The following is a 20,972-nucleotide window of genomic DNA, read 5'->3' as shown; positions in this document are numbered from 1 at the left end:
TATAATAATTAATCCAAATAGGAACAGCAATAATCTGTTACCTCAGTAACCACAATTTTAAACTTAGAATTCGCAGGCACTTCAAAACTTTTGCCAGCAACAATAGGTGTCCACTCATTACTGTCAGGCAATAATATTTCTACATTCCCAGCCAAAATTTCCATCAACTCTTTAGCCCCTGTCCCAAATTCGTACTCTCCTGGCATCATAATCCCTAGAGTTTTCTTTTCTCCATTAGCAAATAATATCGTTCTGCTAGTAACTTTACCTTCAAAATAAATATTTGCGGCTTTAACAACTGTCACCTTTTCAAATCTATCCATATTCTAACCTTCTTTCATTTTTATTAATATTTATAATAAATAGTACCATTCTACTTTTAATCTCACAAGTAGCAGTTGTAAAAAATTTTAACTAACATACGAATTGACAACCATACCATTTATTAAGTAACTTTTTTATTTATGCTAAAAACTTGTAATGGAAAAATCCAGTTTAACATAATTCAAAACAACTCTTACGCCTCCCTAAATAGCAAATCTAATAAATGCTGTACATTCGCTCCACCAAGAGCTAAACCCTTTGTGCAAGAAACGCAATAGCTTACTACCTTAGCCGTCCTAAATTGTTGACAGTGCTTTTGCATCAATTCTTGACGTTCTCTATCCGAGCGGACTATAAATTTATTTCGTCCCTTAATTAAAAATCTATCTGGTGCTAAAATTGCATTTTGGCTAGGTAATTGTTCCCATAATGACGTCCCACAAAAATCTGCTTTAATAAAATTATCCCCGAGCTCATAAACGCTAATATTTAATAGCTTAATAATTTTCCGCACAGCAAGTTGTTGTGCGGAATTGTCATATACCCGCCAACAATCTTGTATGCTCATTGGTTCGCCTTGATAGTTCGGATAAACAAAATCGCGATCTTCTAGCAACAATTCCCAAATGCTCTGCACTTTTGTTTTTAAATTTCCCTCGCGTAAGATCGCCGCACAAGTGTTACAAATATAATAAGCTGTATCCTCAGGTGTTAAATGTTTATGTTGCAATCGACAACAGTTGGCAATCAGAAGCCCATGCTTTTCTTGTAAATACTGCTCTAACTTAAAAGCATTTTTCGGGGAATAAGTACGCAATTTACAACTTGGAAAATAGTAATTTGCCATATCTTTCTCCTTTAATTATTATTGACTGCCTTACCATTTTGCCATTGACCAGCATATATTATTTGTCCGTGTCCATCTTTAAACACTCCATAACCATTGGCTTGATCATTACTAAATGTCCCTGTAAAGCTTGCCCCACCAGCTATTTCATCATCTCTATTTAAACCACCTTTATGAAAGGATTGATATCGGAAAATACCTTCACCATGATATTTACCATCTTTAAATTCGCCTTCATAAGTACCAAAGTTACGAATAGTTACCTTGCCGATTCCATTCGCTTTACCTTGATTGATTTCGCCCTCATAAGTAAATCTTAAGGCTGGTCCACCTACTTTCAACATGTACCCTCTATCTTCCCAACCTGCCTTCCACTCGCCTTCAAATAAAATTTTGTCTTTCCATAACATTTTGCCATAGCCTTCTTCTAGTCCAGCTATGAAAGTTCCAGTAAAGCTGACTACTGTACCTTTATTATCTTTGGCTACTTGCGTTTTATTTTTAGCTATTCGCTCTAAATTAGCCGCTCCGTGTAATAAGCCCTCTAACATTTCCACATCACCTTGTATAAAATATTCGATTATTTGTGCTTTACTATTTACTTCCTTTGAAACTACGGCGGCAATTGTTCTTTTTAAAACTATTTGCAAATGTCCTTTGCCTGACGCTTTAACGTCCACAATTGCACCATCCCAACTAACAGACTGTAACTATGAATCAAAAAAATCTCCTTTTAAAATTAACCTACCTGCGCTCCAGTTTTTTTATCTTCCGCCCAAACTAATCTTACTTTGCTCATATCATGCTGAAAGAATTTCTCCCCGAGCACGGGAATATTAAAAGTTATTTCTTGAGCATACACCGAAGGTATCGCTACTAAATTTAAGTAAAGGCATCCTAATAAAATAAATAGCCAACTATATTTTTTCATATCTACCACTCCTTAAATTTTATTGTCTTAGCGTAGTACAGCTTCTAAGCACTCCAGTTCTTTTTGTTGTTCTTTGAATTTTTGTTGCAAACTCAAAACAGCCGCACGATTCGCTTCGATGTTGCTATTTAATTGTTTTAATAGCGGTTCCCAAGCATAGCGTTGTGCTAAAATATCGATAGTATAATCAACGATATATTGCCCATAAGTCCAAGTACCACTGACTATATCAAATCTAGCTTTACTGAAAATTTTAACACTTTTCCAGGCTTCCTCTAATCCAGGATAATCTAAAGCAATGCCCACGGTTGCCAAAAATCCTTCTTTTGCTTTTTCCATAAAGTTTTCTTGTTTGGCTACTACGGCAACATCCTTTGTATATACTATTACTTTACCTTTTTTTAATTGCTGTTCTTGATAAAGCAATTTGATTCGCTCATACCACTCTTGTAAACGCACCTTAGAGCTTTGTAAAACTTTAATCCGCTCTTCAACTTTTTGCAATTCCTTAGGTTCTAGCGCCGTGGTTTTCATGCCCAGGCGATAGCTAAGGCTCTTGTCAATTTCTGCCAATGATTCTTCGTAATATTCCGTGGTCTTATCAAAGGCTTTTTTATCTTTCCATAATAAAGAATCATGTAACAAGTCTACCGCTACCTCCGCAAGTCTAGCTACCGAATCATCATATGCAAGATTAATTTCTGCTCCTAATTGCTGCAAAGCTTTTAAATCTTGAGCATTTAGTTCCGCAATTTTTTTTAATGCTGCATCTATATTAGCTAGATTTTGTTTTGTTTCTTGCAGGCGTTTAAGCAAATATACTCGTCTTTCAGGCGTTATTTCTGGAATCCCTTGCTGCTTTTGTGTACAAAAGCTTTCTTCACCTCTAACATCAACTACTCCCGCTTGACTAGTCTGATTATTAGCGACGGCCGAACTGCCTTTATCTAACTGAGCTAGATAGGCAGTTGCCGCCAAAGACTAACTCAAATTGTTGTACTGATTTTATGGGTGTTGATTCAATTGCTAATAATACATCATCTAGTTTTAAGCAATTTCCCGCTGGCGATTTATCTCTTAAAGCTGTTATTTTTACTCCAGTACCAGCCGCATCACTAACAATCATCCCCCAAAAAGAACGTTGTTGCGCCATTGCTCCAACCAGCTTATCTTGTCCGCCTACTAGCAAAATTAATGTTAGTAAAATTATCCTTAGGTAAGTTGAATTAAATCGCACTTTCCACACCTTCCTTCAACATATTCCCAGTCTTATAGCTTTTAATTAATAAAACTTTAAGCTACTAACAATTAGCTACATAATTTTATTTTTTAGTTATAATATAGCATACCGCCAAACACAATACAAGGAATTTTCTGATAATTTTCCTTTTAAAAAATGTGCTTTCTGTACCTTTAAACTTTTTCTTGAGACAACTATCTCCTAGCTAAACTAAATAGTTCCTAGCTTATATATTGGGGTAACTTAACAACATTTGCCGATTTTCGTCAATTGTAATCTGTGTATTTATAGTTTTAAAGTAGCAATTGTATTTTATTTTTATAAAATTATTGCCAACTTATAAAAATCCTTGACTTTATGTTAGCTACAAGGTGTATTATAATGTGAATAAATATTATCTGAGGAGTTAAAAATGAATTTAAAAAAAATTAAAATATTTATCCTAAGTATTTTCAGCCTTAGTTTTATTATGTTTAGCAGTAGCTTTCAAGCACCAATTTTAAGCATAACTTATGCGAGTTGCCAAAAACAAACTATTTTAGCAGCACCAAATTCACTGACCAATTTTTCCAGCGAACAACCGGCTTCCACTAAACCAATGTTGCAATGGACAAAAGTTGAAGGCGCTGTAGCATATGAGCTAGAGTTGCTATATACTTCTGCTAAAAATCAAAGTCAGAGCGAAACTAACCCCAACTGTTTTTTTAGCACTCGCTATATCTATACTAATGGTTTTAATGCTGATCTGAGCGAAAATTTTGCTGGTGATTGCTTCTATTGGCGGGTACGCGGTTTAAATATTGATGGTGCCCCAATAAGTTTATTTTCAAATCCTGAAAAAGTTTGTGTTGATCGTCAATTAGAAATTTTACAAAAGCCTGTGCCTACTTCTATTTTTAACCTAGCTAATGGTTCCACACTTCTCTATCCTGTTTATGCGTGGCTACCAATCGCAGGTGCTAGCAAATATGAAGTTGAGATATTATCTGCTCTTCCCGAAAACCCTAACGGTACCGAACCATCAGTTAATCGTATTGATGTCTTAACCGCAACTGGCTTTGACTGTTATGATGAACAACCGCGCTTTTCTGATCAACCATTTTATTGGCGAGTACGCGGTTTAGATGATATGGGCAATCCAATAAGTGTCTATTCAGATGCCGAAAAGTTTGTAATTACACCAGATGCTAATATCTCAGTTGCAACCTACGGTGATAGCATTACTCATGGTGGCGGAAGTGTATCTTATTCCCCAGCTGATTGGGAATATAGCTATCAAAACTATCTAACTTTCCCAACAATGAACTTAGGGCGAAGCGGTGACACTAGCAGGGCTATGGTGGAAAGGTTTGATACCGATGTCTTGCCATTTAAACCTAAATACCTTTTAATTCTAGCGGGTACAAATAGTATCCGCGGGGGTACTTCCGCTACTGAGGTAATTGCAGACTTGAAAATATTAAAAGGAAAATGTCTAGATAACAATATCTTGCCAGTATTTTTAACTTTACCCCCTATTAATCCTGAAAACATCGAAAAAATATTTAATGAAACAACCGCCTCTGATTGGCAACTTCAAAGGCGGTTAGTAAATGAATATATTCGTTCACAAGTTTATATAGATATCTGCCCAAACATGGAGGATTCTAATGGCAATCTTAAAGGTCATCTAGCTGTAGATGGCTTGCATCTAGATATAGCTGGCAAAAAACGAATTGCTCAAGCTATAAACAAAAACTGGGCACTAATCCTCAACTTGCCTTGGTATGCTTGGCTTAAATAAAATTTGTAATCCTTATCTCTGTGTCTAAAGTTCAATTTAAATTTTAAACTTCACAACTAATCCATTAAGCATCGTTGCCGTATTTGCTAAAGAGCTAGCAGAGCCATTTACATCTGCCAATTGCTGTGAAACATCATTGGCGCTACCTGCTAATTCTGATATACCGGAAGAACACTCACCCACTGTTGCTGCAACTGCTGCAATTGCCTTATTCACTTCCGCCATTTCATATGCTACTTGTTTCAACTTCTCACCTATATCATTGGTTATATTTAAAAATGTATCAGCATCACGCTTATATTGTTCACCTACACCAACAAAAGCATCATAATCACGTCTTACAGTATTATCAATAAAGGTTAATAAATCATTACTATTTACCATCAATACTCCAATTGAGCTCTGAACTTTTTTAGTTGAATTTTGAATTCCAGCTACGCCCTGTGCTGATCCTTCCGCTAATTTGTGCACTTCTTCAGCTACTACAGCAAAACCTCGTCCCGCTTCACCTGCTCTTGCTGCTTCTATTGCTGCATTCAACGCTAATAGATTGGTTTGTGCGGCTATATTCGCAATAGTTTCTGCCATGTTAGATATTTCATCTACAATTTTTGCTTCCGCAATCGCCCTACCCATTCTTAGTTGGATATCTTAATATAAATCCACAGCAGATTGGCGAGATTCTTGGGCGTTCTTCTGTAACGTAACTGCCTGCCGTTCTACCCCTTTGGCTACCTCACTACCATGTGTAGCATCAACAGATATTTTTTCAATGCTTGCTTCCATGCTTTCCGAGGAAGCTGTAATTTCTTGAACTGCAGCTGAGATATTCTGTAAACAATCTTCTACTTGTTCAGTTGCCGAGGCTAAAGCTGAAACAGCTTCTACTGTTTCACTAGAACTTGCGGTTAACTCTTCGGATGCCCCCGCTACTTTAGCCGAATTTTCAGCAATTCCTTTAATTAATAAAATGATCGATCATTTTATTAATTAAAGTTGCAAACCTCCCAATTTCATCTGCCGATGTAACTTTTATTTTCTGAGTTAAATTGCTCTGTTCTTGAATTATGGATTATATAGCTTAAAAAAGATCCCGTTAAAATTATTATGCATGTAATTAAAATTGTAATTTTCACTTTGATACTATTTATTTTCACCGCCCCTTTCTCGAATAAAGATTTCCGCTCAATTATCCCCAGTAACTCTTCCCTACGATTTTCCGTTTTATCTATACTTACTGTAATAATTCGACAAAAAAGCAAATTTTCCTTTCGTTTTTTATAAATTGTAAATTTTCCCAACTTTCGTTGTTTTCAGACTGGTACTGTTTAAATATCTCGCTTCTCTGCTGTTAATGTGATATAATAGGCGCTAACTTAAAATTAAATTTCCTAAAAACTAATATCTAAAATTATTATATTTTCTTCATAAGGTGGTATAACTATGCTTAATACTAATAAAATAATTGATGCGCATTTACATTTTGTTCAAGAAGAGCATTTCGCGATACGCGCTCAAGCAGCGGGGCATATTGCTTCTAGTGCTCATTTACTTGATATCTTTAAAAAATATAACATCGTCCAAGGCATAGCTATGGGCACCTACAATCTTAATCCCGAAAGTTCTTCAATAAGCTATCCCCGCACTATTAATCTAGCTGGTGATTTTAGCTTAACTAATTACAACCAACCTCCTGAAATTTTTTACTGTGCTGGTGTTGATAGCGGCACTTTAAGACCAGAAAACCTTAATGCTAGTTTAGAACTCTTTGAACAACATCTGCGTAGCCCGCATTGTGTCGGCCTTAAACTTTATCCAGGCTATAATGATTTTTATGTAAGCGATCCGCTTTACGATGAATTTTATGCTTTGGCTGCCCATTACGATTTGCCCGTGGTAATTCATACTGGCGACACCGCTCGTAGCACCGGCTTACTTAAATATTCGCATCCCCTTACAGTTGATGAGGTCGCCGTAAAATTCCCCCAAACTAAGTTTGTCTTAGCGCATGTAGGTAACCCTTGGATTGTAGATGCTGTTGCCGTAGCCAAAAACAACCCTAATGTATATATTGATCTTTCTGGACTAGCTGAAGGTAATTTTGACCCTGCCTGGTTTTTTAGCGAATACAGCGGCTATTGTGGGCATCTAAAAACTTGGCTTCAATATCTAAGCCACTACGATAAATTAATGTATGGCTCTGACTGGCCGTTAGTTAATATTCCTACTTATTTGCAAATAATTGCTAAACTTATTCCGCCTCAACACCATCAGCAAGTTTTTTATGAAAATGCCTTAAATATTTTCGGCAATAAACTTAAGCCATAATCAGCGAACAAAATAAATAATTCTCTCAAACAAAACTAGAGCCAGCTAGGGTGTATTTCTTTTCGATTAGTTTAAATCCTATCGCATTGAAATTTCACCCTAGCTGACTCTATTTCTTTATAAAAATCAAGTTGCAAATTTTGTCTTAGTTTATTCCTTAATAAGATTCACAGACTTTAGTACTGCTCTTATACAATTAGCACTATTATGCAATTTTTCTACTTCTTGTTCTGTTAATTTCATTTCTAACCGTCGTTCTACTCCATTAGCGCCAATGATACACGGAATGCTCAAAGCCACATTCGACAAGCCATACTCCCCTTCTAAAACCGTAGACACAGGCATAATGCAACGCTCATTCCATAATACAGCTTTAGCCAAGCGGCACGCTCCCATCGCAATTCCTGAGTTAGTCCAACCTTTAGACATCAACACATCATAAGCTACATTTACAACCGCAGGCGCAATAGCTTCTTTATCTAAAGGTGTAGCTGATTGAAAAAATTCATCTAATTGCTCAGCACCAATACCAGCAATATTAGTTAAGCTCCAAGCTGGAAAGGCTGAATTACCATGTTCACCTAACATATAGCCATGAACATCTTTAGGATCAATCTGGTATTTGCTGGCTAAAATTTGTTTTAAACGTGCAGTTTCTAAAGTTGTGCCAGTGCCAAATAATCTATCCTTAGGGTAACCAAAGCTTGTTGCCGCATAATAGGTTGTAATATCAAGCGGGTTTGTAATCATAATTACAATAGCCTCGCGCGTTTGTTTAGTGATTTTACTCATTACATCATTAATTACTTCTACATTCCGAGCCGCTAAAGTTAATCTATCTAAATTTTCACCAGGCACAATACTAGGCCCTGCCGCAATAATAATGAGATCAGCATCTTTATAATCTTCTTCTACCCCTTCATGAATATTAACATTAGTGTTATAAGGAAAAGGCAAAGCATGGCAAGAGTCTAAAGCTTCACCATGGGCTTTTTTATTGATAATATCAATAATCGCAATTTCATCAGCCAAGTCAAAATTCAAAGCACAATTTAAAACCGCTGAACCCACATGTCCAGCACCTACAATCACTAATTTCCTATTTGTTTTTCGCATAATTAAACTTCCCTTCTTTTTCTTTTTCTTTTATTGTGTATTCAATAAAAAGTCACAGACTTTTTGAGTAAAATACTCAATCTAGTCTTTTTATTACTTCTAAAAATATCTCCTTTACAGCCTAACCCCACTATCTTGTTGCAATAACTTACATATCCTAAGCCTCTGGCTAAGCTTTAATATTTTTCTATATTTAATTAAAATTTCCTTAAGACTTACATACTAATCAATCTTAATTTTAAAGCTTTAAAATAAATGTATCTTGAAACGAGATTTAAACAATCTATAATTTTGCAAAACCTAACACTTCAAACCATTGTAATCAATTTTAATATCACTAATTATACAGTTTTTTCAAACCCATATACTAAAATTTTAGCACTAAATCCTGTTTTTCTTATGCATATAGACATTATACTACAAACTGATTATTTTTCAACTCTTCTTATCTAACTCTTGTTTATCTTAACCTTCTTCCTTCTAAATATTATTTGAATTTTTATATTTATATAGTTTTTTTTATAAATTACTTTCTTTACAAGCTAGTTCTGATTTGATAGTATTATGTAGGATGTATTGTATCCAACTTTGAAACTTGTATCCAGTTTTATTTTCACTTATTCTTCTTTGTTGGATATAAAGCACCATAACAATTATATTTTATAAATGAAAGGAAGTTTTGCTATGAAAAAAACCCTAGCCATTTTAACATCATTGTTAGTGTGTGTCGCAATGTTGGCCGCAGGTTGCGGTGGCAAAAAAGAGACCGAAAAGTATCCGACTAAAGCAATCACTGTAATCTGTCCTTGGGGTGCTGGTGGTGGTACCGATACTATTTTGCGCGCCCTTGCTAAAGCCTCTGAAAAAGAATTCGGTCAAACTGTTACCGTTTCTAATGTAACTGGTGGCGGTGGTTCTACCGGTCATGCTGCTATTATGAATGCCAAAAAAGATGGTTATAACATTGGAATGATCACTTTTGAATTAAATTCTTTACCACCTCAAGGTCTTGCACCTTTTACTTACAAAGATTTCGATCCAGTAATGTTAGTTAATACTGATGCTGCTGCGTTAACAGTAAATGCTGATGCACCATACAAAACTCTAGAAGAGTTTATTGCTTATGCCAAAGCTCATCCAGATGAAATTAGCATCGGTAACTCTGCGCCTGGTTCAGTATGGCATATTGCTGCTGGTCTTATGGCTCAAAAAACCGGTATCAAAGTTAAACATGTACCGTTTGAAGGTGGTGCTCCTGCGGTTACAGCTCTTGTTGGCAACCACATTCAAGCAGTTTCTGTATCAGTTGCTGAAGTTCAATCTCAAGTTAAAGCTGGCAAATTACGGATTCTTGGGGTAATGGACGATAAACGTGATAGCTTGTTCCCAGAAGTTAAAACATTTAAAGAACAAGGTATTGACGTAGTATTTGGTACTTGGAGAGGGATCGCTTTACCTAAAGGTACTCCTGCTAATGTAAAAACTAAAGTTGAAGAAGCTTTCTCAAAAGCTATGAAAGATCCTGAGTTTGTAGCTACTGCTAAAAAAATGGGCTTAACTTTAAACTATAAAAATTCTACTGACTTCGCTAAATTCTTAGCCGATAATGCTGAAATGGTTGATAAAACTATGGATAGCATCGGTCTTAAAAAGAAAAAATAGTTAAGTACTCGTATCTGAGCATTAAAGTAGGAGCAATCTCGTGAGCCTTTAGCTCTTTTGATTGCTCCCATTTTATATTAAAACTATATTTAAGGTTGTGATCAATTTGAAAACGGCTGATATTATCTCGGCAATTATAGGCCTTTTGCTTTCTGCCTACGTTTGGATAGCCAGTGCTAGTTTTCCTCAAGATGTAGTTATGAAAATCGGCCCAGATTTTTTCCCTCGCATTATCGCTGGGGCCTTGGCTATTGCCTCTTTGTTTCTCCTAGTTCAAGCAGTTACTAATAAAACTCCTGAAGAAGCTGTACAGACTCTTAACCTTAAAGATGCGGGAATTTTAAGAGCCTTAGCGTTCTTAATCTTAGCAGTTGTCTATGTAAGCGTCATGGATTTTCTTGGTTTTATCATCGCTACAATTATTTGTTTATTGGTTGCCATGTATATTTTAAAATTACGCAATCTCAAGAACATGGTTCTTGTTTCTTTAGGTACAGCCATGGGTGTCTATTTTGCTTTTGCTTCCATTTTAGGAATCCAATTACCTAGTGGCTTATTAGCTATGTTTTTTTAGTTAAGAAATTTATAGGATAAGGTGTTGTTACTATGGATTTAGCTTTATTTATTTCAAGCCTCGGCAATATTTTACAACCCAGTGTTTTACTGATGGTTTTCGCAGGGGCTCTAGGTGGTATTACTTTAGGCGCCTTACCTGGTCTTACAGCAACTATGGGTGTGGCGCTCTTAGTTCCTTTTACCTTTGGCCTAGAGATGAATGCCTCTATTGGCATGCTCCTCGGAATTTATGCTGGCGCTATGTATGGCGGCTCTATTTCTGCAATTTTAGTTCGTACTCCAGGTACCCCTGCGGCGGCTGCAACTTTACTAGATGGTTATCCGCTAGGGCAACGCGGACAAGGCAGTCGCGCCCTCAGCATGAGCCTTGCAGCCTCTTTTGGTGGTGGTCTTATTGGTTGTATTATTATGACTTTTTTATCACCCCAAGTTTCGACATTTGCCCTAAAGTTTAGTACTGTGGAATACTTTGCTTTAGCTATTTTTGGTCTAAGTATCATTATTTCTATTTCTGGTCAATCAGTTATCAAAGGTATTATGGCTGGCTTATTTGGTCTACTACTTTGCACTATCGGTTCAGATCCCATATCAGGTTTTCCGCGTTTTATCTTTGAGCGTATGGATCTCTATGAAGGCCCGCCCTTTATCCCAACTCTAATTGGTCTATTTGCTGTATCGGAAATATTCGCAGGTGCGGAAAAAATAGTTTCAGCTCCCAAAATAAAAGAAAAAGTAACGCAAATTTTGCCCACGATGTCCGACTTTAAACGTTGTTTACCAACAATCTGCAAAGGTGGAATTATTGGTTCGTTTATCGGGGCCATTCCTGGTGCTGGTGGTGATATTGCCGCCTTTGTTTCTTATGGTGAAGCTAAACGCAGCTCTAAAACCCCTGAGAAATTTGGCAAAGGTATGATTGAAGGAGTTGCGGCCGCAGAGTCATCTAACAATGGCTGTACCGGTGGGGCAATGATTCCCTTATTATCACTCGGTGTCCCAGGCGACTCAGTTACGGCTATTTTGCTTGGAGCCTTTATCATTCATGGTCTTCAACCTGGGCCACTGCTCTATAAAGATCATATTGATATTGTTTATCAAGTTTTTGCTGCCATGCTCGTTGCTAATTGTGCCATGTTTATTATCGGTGCTCTCGGAGTGCGCTTTTTTGCTAGAATTATCAGTATTGATAAAACTATCTTGCTGCCAGTGATCCTTATTCTATCTTTAGTTGGCTCTTATTCAATGCGCAATAGCTTTTTTGATATTTATTTTACAATTGGTTTTGGAGTTATTGGCTATTTCTTGCAGCGTTATGGGTTCCCGTTATCACCAATTCTCCTAGCCTTAATTTTAGGACCTATGGCCGAAAGTAATCTGCGTCGTACCCTAGTTATCTCGGGCGGTGAATTTTCGATAATTTTCACAAAGCCAATTGCAGTTACTTTGTTGGTTTTAGCTGTTATTTCCTTGGTTATTTCATTTATTAATCAAAGAAAAATTGCTAAACGCCTTTCCTTAAATCCTAGTGCTGATGAAGATTCGTTATAATTCGTTATAATTTTTGTTAAAATCGTTAAATTAAAATGGAGTAACTTTTTGCATAGCTTGTTAATAATTCGCTAAATAGCGCCTTATCTAACAAAACTATGGCAATTTAAAGTTACTCCATTTTTCATTGAATTTCTCCCAACTATAACAACTGTGCTTAAATTAAATTTTAATTTGAAGCGCTATTTTTTCTATAATTTTAGCTAACACACCAATACCTCCACCTAACCAACCATACGTTGCTATTTTAGAAAAATATGGTTGCGCAAAAGAGTTAAACATTTCTTCTATTGCCTGAGGTTCCATTGCACTTATTTCCCGTTCGGTCACCGCTTGGATGTCAACCGCTTCAAGTATCTTTAACAGCTGCTCTGCTAATCCATCTAATAAACTATCCACAACAATATCTAACACAAAATCTTTGCTTGCGTTAGGAATTAAACTATTTACAGCATCTGCTAATATCAGTATTTGGTCTTGCAAAATTTTCTCTACCTGCATAGTCAAGTTTTCATCCTTAGCAATTTTCAACAGCAGTTTTTCTAAGTCCTTTTGCATAAGGTTCAAATCCACAAATTTATCTAACGCTGTATTCTGCAAAACATTAGCAATTTTTCGACTCTGTTCCTCATATTGAGATTTAACAACCTCACTTTTCCAAACCGCGTCAACTACAGCTACAATATTTTTTTCTAAAAACTCTTCGCTAATTCCCTGCATAAGTTTATTTATTGGAAATTGCCAGAGTGTTTTTTGTAAAATACTGCTAATTAAGCTGTTAATTACCGCTGTTACAGCTTCTCTTTTAGCAACTAATTGAGCGACAAAATCATGCCTTAGTTGTTCACTTTCTTGTGCCAACAGATTATATGTACCTTTAAATTCCGAAAGTTTTGTGCCTGCTACTATTTTTTCCCCTGGTATTTCCATTACCATATCGATTAATTTATTTATCAATAATTCTAAGCCTTGTTGAATTTGGGGCTTATGCAATAACTCCAAGCCTAGTTCACGAATTCCCTGACAATCCAAGCCTATCCCTAGCGTTTTTATAGGAGTTACTGCAATTTTATTCCACAGAAATTCTTGTAAAATCCGCTGCAGATCGTATTCTTTACTTTGCACAAACTCTGGCAACTTAGTATATAGAAATTTATCGATAATCGCATAAATATCACCTTCAATATCTAAAATTAAATCTGCACCTTTTAATACTACACCACTGGACTGCCTAAAATTTTCATAGACAGTTTGTTTTATGTGTTGATTTTGACTTTGGAGCTCTAGTTGTAGGCTAGTAAGTATATTTTGTAAAATAACCTCACTATTTTCCTGTAAGGTATTTAGTAAGCCACCAGAGAACAACTCCTCAATTGTAGCTGCGGAATTTAGTGCGCTGTCAATGCTAGTTTTCAAGTCCACTGGTAAAAATTTTATGAGTTTTTCTGTCTGTGCTTGTTTTAATACCCAAGATACTACCATAGTTTTTATTTCCTGCCAATGCTCTACGCCAAGCAACTCGCCAAAGTTCCGTTCTAATTGTCTATGATATGCCGCCGTCCACTCCGCCTCCATTTTGGGTCCTAATACTAATCCGGCAACTAGTTTACTAGCATCTTTAATTTCCGCCTCAACTATATCGCATATCATTTCTACGCTGGCAACTTTAAGTAGCGGTGAGACTACATCACCTAATTTAGCTGTGCTTTGTCGTTGTAAAACAAATTCACGGCTAAGTTCTTTAACACTGCTGCCTAAATATCCACGAACTTTACTATCCAAATCAATTGGCAAATTTAAAAACTTAAAATCTTGCCAATAGCATTTTCCCAAATATTGATGGCCTCTGCTAGACAAAAAATTATAATTTTCTTGCCCATATTTGTACAACTGTTGCCAACCTTGTCTAGCTAGCAATTCATTTTGTTCTTTCAGAATGTTTTCTAAAACTAAGTAGTTTTCAGCAGCAATATGCCGCTTAATATTTTCTGCCAAGGGCTTTCGGTTAGCCTGAAATAGTTCTTGTACCGAAGTCGCTGTCAACAAATTCCCCCCCACAAAATCAGCCATCGATTTGGCAAAACGTGGTTTTTGTTTGCTAACTACTCCAGGCGTAAATGGCAACACTAGCCCCCAAATTTTTTTCTCAACATATGGTTGAAAAATCATTTTCAGCGCAATTATATTCGTAAGATAGCCAACTAAACCATAAACTAAAGCTGCATAAACCAAAGTGCCCACATAGTTGAACTTAATCAAGAAACTTTGTTCCAATAAAAAAGTACCTATACCTGTAGCCGCCCCTAAAATAGCCCCAAACAAATTTATTGGTTTAAGTTCTTTGCCCATAAAATTTTCTACTAATTCTTGGATTGCGCTATCTGACATTTTACTTAAATTATTGGCTACTGCGATTTTTATTTTTCCAGCTAAAATCTCTTGCAGATTTTTTTTACTTATATCAAGTGCAAACCCTGTAAAATTTTTTACATTATCCTTGTGATTGTTTAGTTTATCATAAAGATTTTTTAAATCATATTCTTGTAGTTTGTCTAATTCTCGGTTCAAAAAAATTATGAGCCATTCTTCAAATCTACTTCTAGCATCTGCTAATCGACTTGTTGGTAGCAAATTTATTAACTTTGCAGCCTCAAATTCTTGCTTTGCCAGCTTATTTAATTTTTTCTTTACTTGCAATTGATAGCGAGAGTTTTTGCGCAACAACTCCTTTTGTGCCAATTCGCCCCACTTCACTATGATTTCTTCCTTAGCAACCTGTTTAATTTTTGTTTGTGGCAACTGGCTAAATCTAGTTGCGATTTGCTTCTGCAAAAATTCAGTTGATTTTGGTGTAAATAAATAGGCCTCTTGTACATACTTAACCAAGGCTTGACTCAAATATTTTTCGCTAGCAATACTTAAATCTAGCGGCACTATCGCGCCTATTTTTTTGCCAAACAAACTAGAGAACAACGTTTTTTCTCCTGTTACTAAATATTGTCCAATAGTTTTTTGTACTAAACTGCTAATTTGTTCTCCTTGTAATATCTTGTAAGTCTGTAAATCTTTAATAACTTGACTGATATTTTTTTTCGAGATATATTCTAACAATTCTTGGCTTAATTTCTGGCTTAAAGTTTTATAATCTGTGTTTTCTCTGATATACTTCACTAAATATTCCAGCATATCATAGCGTTTAGCTAAATTTTCAGTGAAATTTTCCTTCAAAATTTTTTTTATTTTACTGCGCCAATTCAAAAAGTCTCCGCTTGAACTCGTTAAAACTTCGTCTATAGACTGGTTTAGTAAATTTTCTAACTCCACATTATTACACTTTAACCACTTAATTATTTCTTCAATTATTATCGGCAAATTCGCTTGCAAATATGCTGTTATTTTTTCTTGAACATCAGTCGTAAAAATACTTAGAATTGGTCGTTCTATCTCTTGCAAGGCTAATAACAATTGCCGACTTAATTCTAAGCTAAGATTTTCGCCAACTGTGGTATTCCATTTTTTATTAATTTCCGCTTGCAAGTTTTCCGCTATTTGGTCACAACTTGTTGCCCCTAAAATACCCTGCAAACTTTTATCTTCAATGGACCTCAAAAAATTATCAAGTAATTGTTTACCATCTAAGTTTTTGTAAATTTCAGCAATAGACTGCGTAATTTCACTAGCTAATTCTTTTTGAAGTTTTTCGTGAAAATCGCTAGTTAAAGTTTGTAAATTGCCTGCAAGCCTTGTAAAAAATTCTGGTTCAATAAATTCTTGCAGCATTTTATCCTGATGTTCCAGGTAACAACCTTGAATAAGCGTCGCTAAAACATTATCATCCTGCAATTCTTTAACTAATATTTCTTGAAGTTGCCCTATTAAAAATTCCTGTTGCTGTTCACCTATTAATTCTTCTACCGCTATTTTTTCTAAAAGCGCCTGTGCCAAATCCCGTGCCACATTACTCAATTGTAAACCACAAAATTTTTGAACATTTTCTCTTGCGAATTCAAATTCTGGTATTTCTTTAAATTTAATATTAGGAGTATTTATATATATGTGTTTTTTAAGCACCCCATTAATTAAATTATAAAAACTTTTACGAAATTCATATCGTTCTAATTCGTTTTCTAGCGTCTGTTTATTGATAATATCCCGTTCAACTAACTCACTTATTTGTGTCGTAAATTCCTGTCGTGTGGATAAAATCATCCCCCCGAAAGGTCCATATTTCTTAAACAGCATTTTAACAGCATAATTATTAGTAATATAACCAGTTACTGCCCCACTTAATAGCGGTAGCATTAATTTATTTAATTCCATTATCCGCCTCTTAATCCTTTGTTTAGCTCTGCAACTTTGCCAAGCTTTAAAGCTTATTTAAGCATTGCTTTTTTATTTTTAACTTTTTTAATTTTCTGCTCTTACCCTATTTGTATTTTAAAATATTGCTACTCTAAAATTCCCAACATGTTTCAAAATATTTGACAGCTTTTTCGTCAGCAAATAAAATATAGCTATCGCAAATTTTAACGGAAGGGCAGCAATATTTCAAACTTGCTGTATAGGCATATATTCCATGATTTCTCGGATCATCAGTCTAGACTTACTAAAAGGTTTTACTATTTTATTGATGATTTTTATTAATTTTTTTGATGAGGTCACCCACGAATCACTACTCTATTCAAATTTAGGCCGCAGTATTGATGTTTTTATTACCGCGCTAGTACCTAATGTTTTCATATTTCTCATGGGCTTTTTCTTAATTATTTCCAAAAGTTTTAATGCTATCCGACTTTTAAAAAAAGGGGTGTTTTTACTTTTCCTTGGCTATTTGATTAATATCAGCCGCTACCCTTATATGCTATATCTAGCAGATTCCGGAGATAATTTTTCAGAATACTTTTACTCAAATATATACTATGTAAATATGGTAGATATCTATTTATTTTTAGGATACGCTTGCCTACTGCTAATACCTCTAGCTTGTTTACCAAGTCATTATAGCTTTTTGTACTTAATTTTAAGTGCTACAACTATGTATTTAACTAGTAAAATTGATTTTGTTACAAGCTGGTTAGAACTCTTGCCTAATACTTATGCGGATTTCATAAGCCATTTAACCTTACCGCTTGAGCCGAATGTTTATTTTCCCTTTTTACCTTGGCTAGCCTATCTTTTTCTCGGCATCGCTTGTGGTATTTTTTATAAGCAAAAACCGCCAGAAGTTTTTTTTAGAACTTTAGCGGTTCTTGGTTGTTTTTTAACCTGCCTCGGCCTATTTATTTTTCAGGCGGAATACACCTTAGCTACTTTCAAAATGCGCGCTTACTTTTATCAACATGACTATACATTAGGGATATTACTCTTGGGTATTTGCCTTATTATGCCAGTATTATCGGAATATCTTTTTACCAAATTCCCGCTCTTGCTTCAAAAGATCTTGATTTTCACTAGCAAAAATATTATTTTTATTTACTTAGCTAGTTGGCAAATAATCTGCTATTTAAAATTTGTTGAAGGTTGGAATAACTCTTTAACACTATCCCAGGTAGTTATATATAGTATATATATTTATGTTTTTTGTTTGATTTCAGCAAAATTATTTTCCGTACTACACAAACTTAAAGTTTATATTCAAGGTTGATTTAGCTTGCAATTTGCTTGTTATGAACTAATTCAAATCTGTATAAAAAGCAAATGAATTCTTACCTCTGTTTTTAGCCTTATATAGAGCTTTATCCGCTTTTTTAAAAATTTCATCAAAAGATTGTCCGTCTAAAGGGATAATACAAATACCAATACTCAAGGATATCTCTATTCTATGACCGTTTTTGCCAATTATTTCACGACAAATAGTCGAAATTTGCTCGGCTTTTTTAGCAACAACATCTAAATCATGAATATTTTTTAGCATTACCAAAAACTCATCGCCACCAATTCTCCCCACTATATCTGTTTCCCGAAAGGATTGTCTAAGTTTATCTGCTATTTGAGTCAGAACTATATCCCCAGCGGCATGACCAAAACTATCGTTAACATTTTTAAAATTATCTAGATCAATTAAATATAAGGCATGTTTGCTATTAGGTTTTATATTTTCCAAAGTATTTATTATCAAATCTTGTGTAACCATCTTATTATATAAATTCGTTAATGAATCACGTTGCGCTTGATTTATAAACGCTAGTTCTCGTTCTTTTTCTTTTTGAATGTTTTTCACATGTGAAACTATTCGAACATTACCACTATGATAGTCTTGATAAACACAAACATAGGTCTTCACCCAATGATAATTAACACCGTCTGAGCGTTCCACAAATTCATATTCAAAATTAGTTTGTTTACTTGCAAACATCTTTAAGATATTTTGTCGCGAAAATCGCTGAAGATACTCTTCTTGAAAATCTTCCCGTACCAACTTATGTACTATCGCTTCTATAATTGCTTCATAACTATTATTATGTGTTCCAAGAAATCTCGATAAAGCCAGAGAATTATCACCTAAAACCTTATCTAAGGTCAAATCAGCCTCCAAAACATTGTAAAACAGACTATTACTAACTTTTCTTAGCATTATCTCTTGTTCTAACCGTTGCTTTTGTTTTTTGTATTGCTTTAACAAATAATATTGAAAGAAAAAAATATAGCTGAACATTACGCCCAAGCTAATCCCTATTCTTTCAAGCACATCGCCTACAACACCGACCTTTACCAACCCAATATATACTAAACTTGTAATACTAACTCCGCCAATTGCAATCAACCCAGACAACAATATTTCTTTATGGGATAAAAACACAAGCATCCCCTCCACAATCTATACACGAGTAACATATTAGGATATTTTACTCATTATATTCATTTTGTTTTTCGCTTGTCAATATTTAACTTCCTAAATTAACTATTTATTTACAATTAATTTTTAAATAACCGCATATTTACAAAATAAAAAACAAGCGCCTCTAGTCCATTTTATAATCGAACTAGAGCGCTTGTCTTTTATTTTGAGTTAAAAATCGAATTATTAAAACCTACCCCTAAAACTTTTACTTAATAAATATATTAGCTCCAGGACCAAGAGGAATATTTAAAGCCATAAATAGCAACAACCAAAGTGTCCAAGAAATTAAGAAGCCAAGGGCGTAAGGAATTTGAGTTGCCATCAAAGTCCCCATACCTATTTTGTCATCCTTAATATACCTAGACATAATTCCCAACATAACTGGTACATAATAATTAAGTGGGGTTACGGAGTTTACTGAACTTTCCCCAATCCGATAAGCAGCTTGAGTTAAAGCTGGTTCATAACCTAATAACCCAAACATTGGCACAAAAACTGGTGCCAAAACAAGCCATTTAGCAGAACCACTAATTACAAATAAATCAACAAACGCTGCGAGTAAAATCAGTGAAACAACTAGTGTAACACCCGTAAAATCTAGAGCTTGTAAAAACTTTGCCCCTTTAATAGCCACAACTGTAGCTATATTAGCTTTATTAAACCAAGCAACAAATTGTGCAGCCGCAAAAGCTGTCACGATAAAGCTAAGAGAACCTGCCAAACCTTGAGAGAGAAATTTGGGAATATCGCTTTCTTTCTTTATTACTCCTTTGCCAATCCCAAAGGCTGTGCCTATTGAAAAGAATAATAAAAACAATATCGGAATAATACCATCTAAAAATGGAGATTTAGGCAATAGTTGGTGTGTTTTAGGATCACGCAATAACCCTGACTCTGGTATCATTAAAACCATCAATAAAATTATATAGACTAAAGCCGTCCAACCTGCATATTTTAAACCCTTAATTTCTTCTGGCGTAATTCTGTGGTCTTCTGTTTCACCTTCCACAATTTTTTTCATCTCAATTTTTTCTAAACGAGGCGCAACTACTTTTTCCGCTACAAAAGTTCCTACCACTGTTAATACGATAACAGATGAACTCATCAAATAATAGTTAATAAGCGGATGTACTGGTGAATTAGCCGTTGCGGCTACATTGCCAATAGCTGTTTGTGTTATCCCTGCGATCAAAGCATCAGTACCTGCGGGAATAAAATTGGCGCTAAAACCTGCTGCCGTAGCTGCAAAAGCAATTGACATCCCTAGAATTGGATTTTTGCCCATACTAGCATAAACTGCTGCAGCTGCAGCGGGCACAAAAACCATGGCCGCATCTGAAGCTAAGTTACCATTAATTCCGATTAAAAATATCGTAGCTGTAATCGCCCAAGAAGGTACGCCACCTAAAATTTTGCGAACCAAAGCACTTACAAAACCTGTAGCTTCAGCTAAACCCATAGCTAACATCATAACTACTACTAACCCTAGAGGTGGGAAATTTATAAAATTTTTAACCATACTCGTTATAATATAACGAAAACCATCGGCATTTAACAAACTTAGGATCTTTACTTCAACTAGTTTGCCACCCTTCCCAATATAAGTACCCGAAGCACCATCAAAAATTGCGGAAATTATAAGCACCGCCAACCCTAATAAAGAAAACAAAATAAATGGTGAGGGAAACTTATTGCCTACAAATTCAATCACATCTAGTACTTTTTGAAAAGTACTACTACCGTTTTTTTGTGGGGAACTTTCAACTTTACTCATTT

General features: G+C 35.2%; 17 protein-coding genes and 1 pseudogene. 6 read left to right on the top strand and 12 right to left on the bottom strand.

Features of this window, described 5'->3' with window-relative positions; translation table 11 throughout:
* Positions 1–8: 8 nt before the first annotated feature.
* From ppnP to SUCMO_RS0102880, 6 genes are all read right to left on the bottom strand, one after another.
* Complete coding sequence (gene ppnP / locus SUCMO_RS0102905; RefSeq protein ID WP_019878961.1) at positions 9–323, bottom strand: pyrimidine/purine nucleoside phosphorylase; 315 nt, start codon at positions 321–323, stop codon at positions 9–11.
* Between the two features lie 194 nt (positions 324–517).
* On the bottom strand, positions 518–1,171 hold the full coding sequence (locus SUCMO_RS0102900) for a hypothetical protein (protein ID WP_019878960.1): 654 nt from the start codon (positions 1,169–1,171) through the stop codon (positions 518–520).
* Positions 1,172–1,182: 11 nt separating this feature from the next.
* Positions 1,183–1,851 (bottom strand): MORN repeat-containing protein, encoded by a 669-nt coding sequence (locus tag SUCMO_RS0102895; RefSeq protein WP_019878959.1) that lies wholly within the window; start codon positions 1,849–1,851, stop codon positions 1,183–1,185.
* A gap of 59 nt (positions 1,852–1,910) precedes the next feature.
* Positions 1,911–2,102: a hypothetical protein gene (locus SUCMO_RS0102890; protein WP_019878958.1), complete on the bottom strand. Its 192-nt coding sequence runs from the start codon at positions 2,100–2,102 to the stop codon at positions 1,911–1,913.
* A 27-nt stretch (positions 2,103–2,129) separates the two neighbouring features.
* Complete coding sequence (locus SUCMO_RS0102885) at positions 2,130–3,080, bottom strand: hypothetical protein (protein WP_019878957.1); 951 nt, start codon at positions 3,078–3,080, stop codon at positions 2,130–2,132.
* Positions 3,046–3,339, bottom strand: coding sequence for a hypothetical protein (locus SUCMO_RS0102880; protein ID WP_019878955.1), 294 nt, complete (start codon positions 3,337–3,339; stop codon positions 3,046–3,048). The genes SUCMO_RS0102885 and SUCMO_RS0102880 overlap by 35 nt, the downstream gene beginning before the upstream one ends.
* A gap of 415 nt (positions 3,340–3,754) precedes the next feature.
* Here SUCMO_RS0102880 and SUCMO_RS0102875 point away from each other — a divergent pair, with 415 nt between their 5' ends.
* On the top strand, positions 3,755–5,125 hold the full coding sequence (locus SUCMO_RS0102875; protein ID WP_019878953.1) for a GDSL-type esterase/lipase family protein: 1,371 nt from the start codon (positions 3,755–3,757) through the stop codon (positions 5,123–5,125).
* Positions 5,126–5,161: 36 nt separating this feature from the next.
* Here SUCMO_RS0102875 and SUCMO_RS11510 read toward each other — a convergent pair.
* Together SUCMO_RS11510 and SUCMO_RS11620 are read right to left on the bottom strand one after the other, a co-directional pair.
* Positions 5,162–5,692, bottom strand: a pseudogene (locus SUCMO_RS11510) (methyl-accepting chemotaxis protein); the annotation flags it as partial.
* A gap of 84 nt (positions 5,693–5,776) precedes the next feature.
* A complete protein-coding gene (locus SUCMO_RS11620) occupies positions 5,777–5,911 on the bottom strand; it encodes a hypothetical protein (RefSeq protein WP_281166576.1) in 135 nt (44 codons plus the stop codon).
* A 657-nt stretch (positions 5,912–6,568) separates the two neighbouring features.
* Here SUCMO_RS11620 and SUCMO_RS0102865 point away from each other — a divergent pair.
* On the top strand, positions 6,569–7,453 hold the full coding sequence (locus tag SUCMO_RS0102865; protein ID WP_019878951.1) for an amidohydrolase family protein: 885 nt from the start codon (positions 6,569–6,571) through the stop codon (positions 7,451–7,453).
* Between the two features lie 150 nt (positions 7,454–7,603).
* Here SUCMO_RS0102865 and SUCMO_RS0102860 read toward each other — a convergent pair whose 3' ends face one another.
* Positions 7,604–8,569 (bottom strand): L-lactate dehydrogenase, encoded by a 966-nt coding sequence (locus tag SUCMO_RS0102860; RefSeq protein WP_019878950.1) that lies wholly within the window; start codon positions 8,567–8,569, stop codon positions 7,604–7,606.
* A 684-nt stretch (positions 8,570–9,253) separates the two neighbouring features.
* Between SUCMO_RS0102860 and SUCMO_RS0102855 the strand changes: the two genes are divergently transcribed.
* From SUCMO_RS0102855 to SUCMO_RS10240, 3 genes are all read left to right on the top strand, one after another.
* Positions 9,254–10,231: a tripartite tricarboxylate transporter substrate binding protein gene (locus SUCMO_RS0102855; RefSeq protein WP_019878949.1), complete on the top strand. Its 978-nt coding sequence runs from the start codon at positions 9,254–9,256 to the stop codon at positions 10,229–10,231.
* 106 nt (positions 10,232–10,337) lie between these two features.
* The gene (locus tag SUCMO_RS0102850; protein WP_019878947.1) at positions 10,338–10,805 is read left to right on the top strand and encodes a tripartite tricarboxylate transporter TctB family protein; all 468 of its coding nucleotides are present in this window, start codon (positions 10,338–10,340) and stop codon (positions 10,803–10,805) included.
* A 32-nt stretch (positions 10,806–10,837) separates the two neighbouring features.
* The gene (locus tag SUCMO_RS10240; protein WP_019878945.1) at positions 10,838–12,355 is read left to right on the top strand and encodes a tripartite tricarboxylate transporter permease; all 1,518 of its coding nucleotides are present in this window, start codon (positions 10,838–10,840) and stop codon (positions 12,353–12,355) included.
* 162 nt (positions 12,356–12,517) lie between these two features.
* Here SUCMO_RS10240 and SUCMO_RS0102840 read toward each other — a convergent pair whose 3' ends face one another.
* Entirely contained in the window at positions 12,518–16,675 is a 4,158-nt protein-coding gene (locus SUCMO_RS0102840) for a DUF445 family protein (RefSeq protein WP_019878944.1), read from the bottom strand.
* A 256-nt stretch (positions 16,676–16,931) separates the two neighbouring features.
* Here SUCMO_RS0102840 and SUCMO_RS0102835 point away from each other — a divergent pair, with 256 nt between their 5' ends.
* The gene (locus SUCMO_RS0102835) at positions 16,932–17,999 is read left to right on the top strand and encodes a heparan-alpha-glucosaminide N-acetyltransferase domain-containing protein (RefSeq protein ID WP_019878942.1); all 1,068 of its coding nucleotides are present in this window, start codon (positions 16,932–16,934) and stop codon (positions 17,997–17,999) included.
* Positions 18,000–18,026: 27 nt separating this feature from the next.
* On the opposite strand, the gene SUCMO_RS0102830 is transcribed toward SUCMO_RS0102835, so the two are convergent.
* Together SUCMO_RS0102830 and SUCMO_RS0102825 are read right to left on the bottom strand one after the other, a co-directional pair.
* Positions 18,027–19,160 (bottom strand): diguanylate cyclase domain-containing protein, encoded by a 1,134-nt coding sequence (locus tag SUCMO_RS0102830; RefSeq protein WP_156819233.1) that lies wholly within the window; start codon positions 19,158–19,160, stop codon positions 18,027–18,029.
* 241 nt (positions 19,161–19,401) lie between these two features.
* Positions 19,402–20,970 carry an AbgT family transporter gene (locus SUCMO_RS0102825; protein WP_019878940.1) on the bottom strand — a complete coding sequence of 523 codons (1,569 nt, stop codon included), beginning with the start codon at positions 20,968–20,970 and terminating at the stop codon, positions 19,402–19,404.
* Between the last annotated feature and the right edge of the window lie 2 nt (positions 20,971–20,972).

Source organism: Succinispira mobilis DSM 6222, assembly GCF_000384135.1.
GTDB lineage: Bacteria > Bacillota > Negativicutes > Acidaminococcales > Succinispiraceae > Succinispira > Succinispira mobilis.
Note: the sequence above shows the minus strand (reverse complement) of the source record. Positions and strands in the feature narration are given on the sequence as shown.

Excerpts from the sequence above, each read along its gene's own strand:
- ppnP (WP_019878961.1), bottom strand. The coding sequence starts at position 323 with ATGGATAGATTTGAAAAGGTGACAGTTGTTAAAGCCGCAAATATTTAT.
- SUCMO_RS0102860 (WP_019878950.1), bottom strand. The coding sequence starts at position 8,569 with ATGCGAAAAACAAATAGGAAATTAGTGATTGTAGGTGCTGGACATGTG.
- SUCMO_RS0102855 (WP_019878949.1), top strand. The coding sequence starts at position 9,254 with ATGAAAAAAACCCTAGCCATTTTAACATCATTGTTAGTGTGTGTCGCA.
- SUCMO_RS0102900 (WP_019878960.1), bottom strand. The coding sequence starts at position 1,171 with ATGGCAAATTACTATTTTCCAAGTTGTAAATTGCGTACTTATTCCCCG.
- SUCMO_RS0102825 (WP_019878940.1), bottom strand. The coding sequence starts at position 20,970 with ATGAGTAAAGTTGAAAGTTCCCCACAAAAAAACGGTAGTAGTACTTTT.
- SUCMO_RS11620 (WP_281166576.1), bottom strand. The coding sequence starts at position 5,911 with ATGGAAGCAAGCATTGAAAAAATATCTGTTGATGCTACACATGGTAGT.
- SUCMO_RS0102865 (WP_019878951.1), top strand. The coding sequence starts at position 6,569 with ATGCTTAATACTAATAAAATAATTGATGCGCATTTACATTTTGTTCAA.
- SUCMO_RS10240 (WP_019878945.1), top strand. The coding sequence starts at position 10,838 with ATGGATTTAGCTTTATTTATTTCAAGCCTCGGCAATATTTTACAACCC.
- SUCMO_RS0102875 (WP_019878953.1), top strand. The coding sequence starts at position 3,755 with ATGAATTTAAAAAAAATTAAAATATTTATCCTAAGTATTTTCAGCCTT.
- SUCMO_RS0102890 (WP_019878958.1), bottom strand. The coding sequence starts at position 2,102 with ATGAAAAAATATAGTTGGCTATTTATTTTATTAGGATGCCTTTACTTA.
- SUCMO_RS0102840 (WP_019878944.1), bottom strand. The coding sequence starts at position 16,675 with ATGGAATTAAATAAATTAATGCTACCGCTATTAAGTGGGGCAGTAACT.
- SUCMO_RS0102835 (WP_019878942.1), top strand. The coding sequence starts at position 16,932 with ATGATTTCTCGGATCATCAGTCTAGACTTACTAAAAGGTTTTACTATT.
- SUCMO_RS0102830 (WP_156819233.1), bottom strand. The coding sequence starts at position 19,160 with ATGCTTGTGTTTTTATCCCATAAAGAAATATTGTTGTCTGGGTTGATT.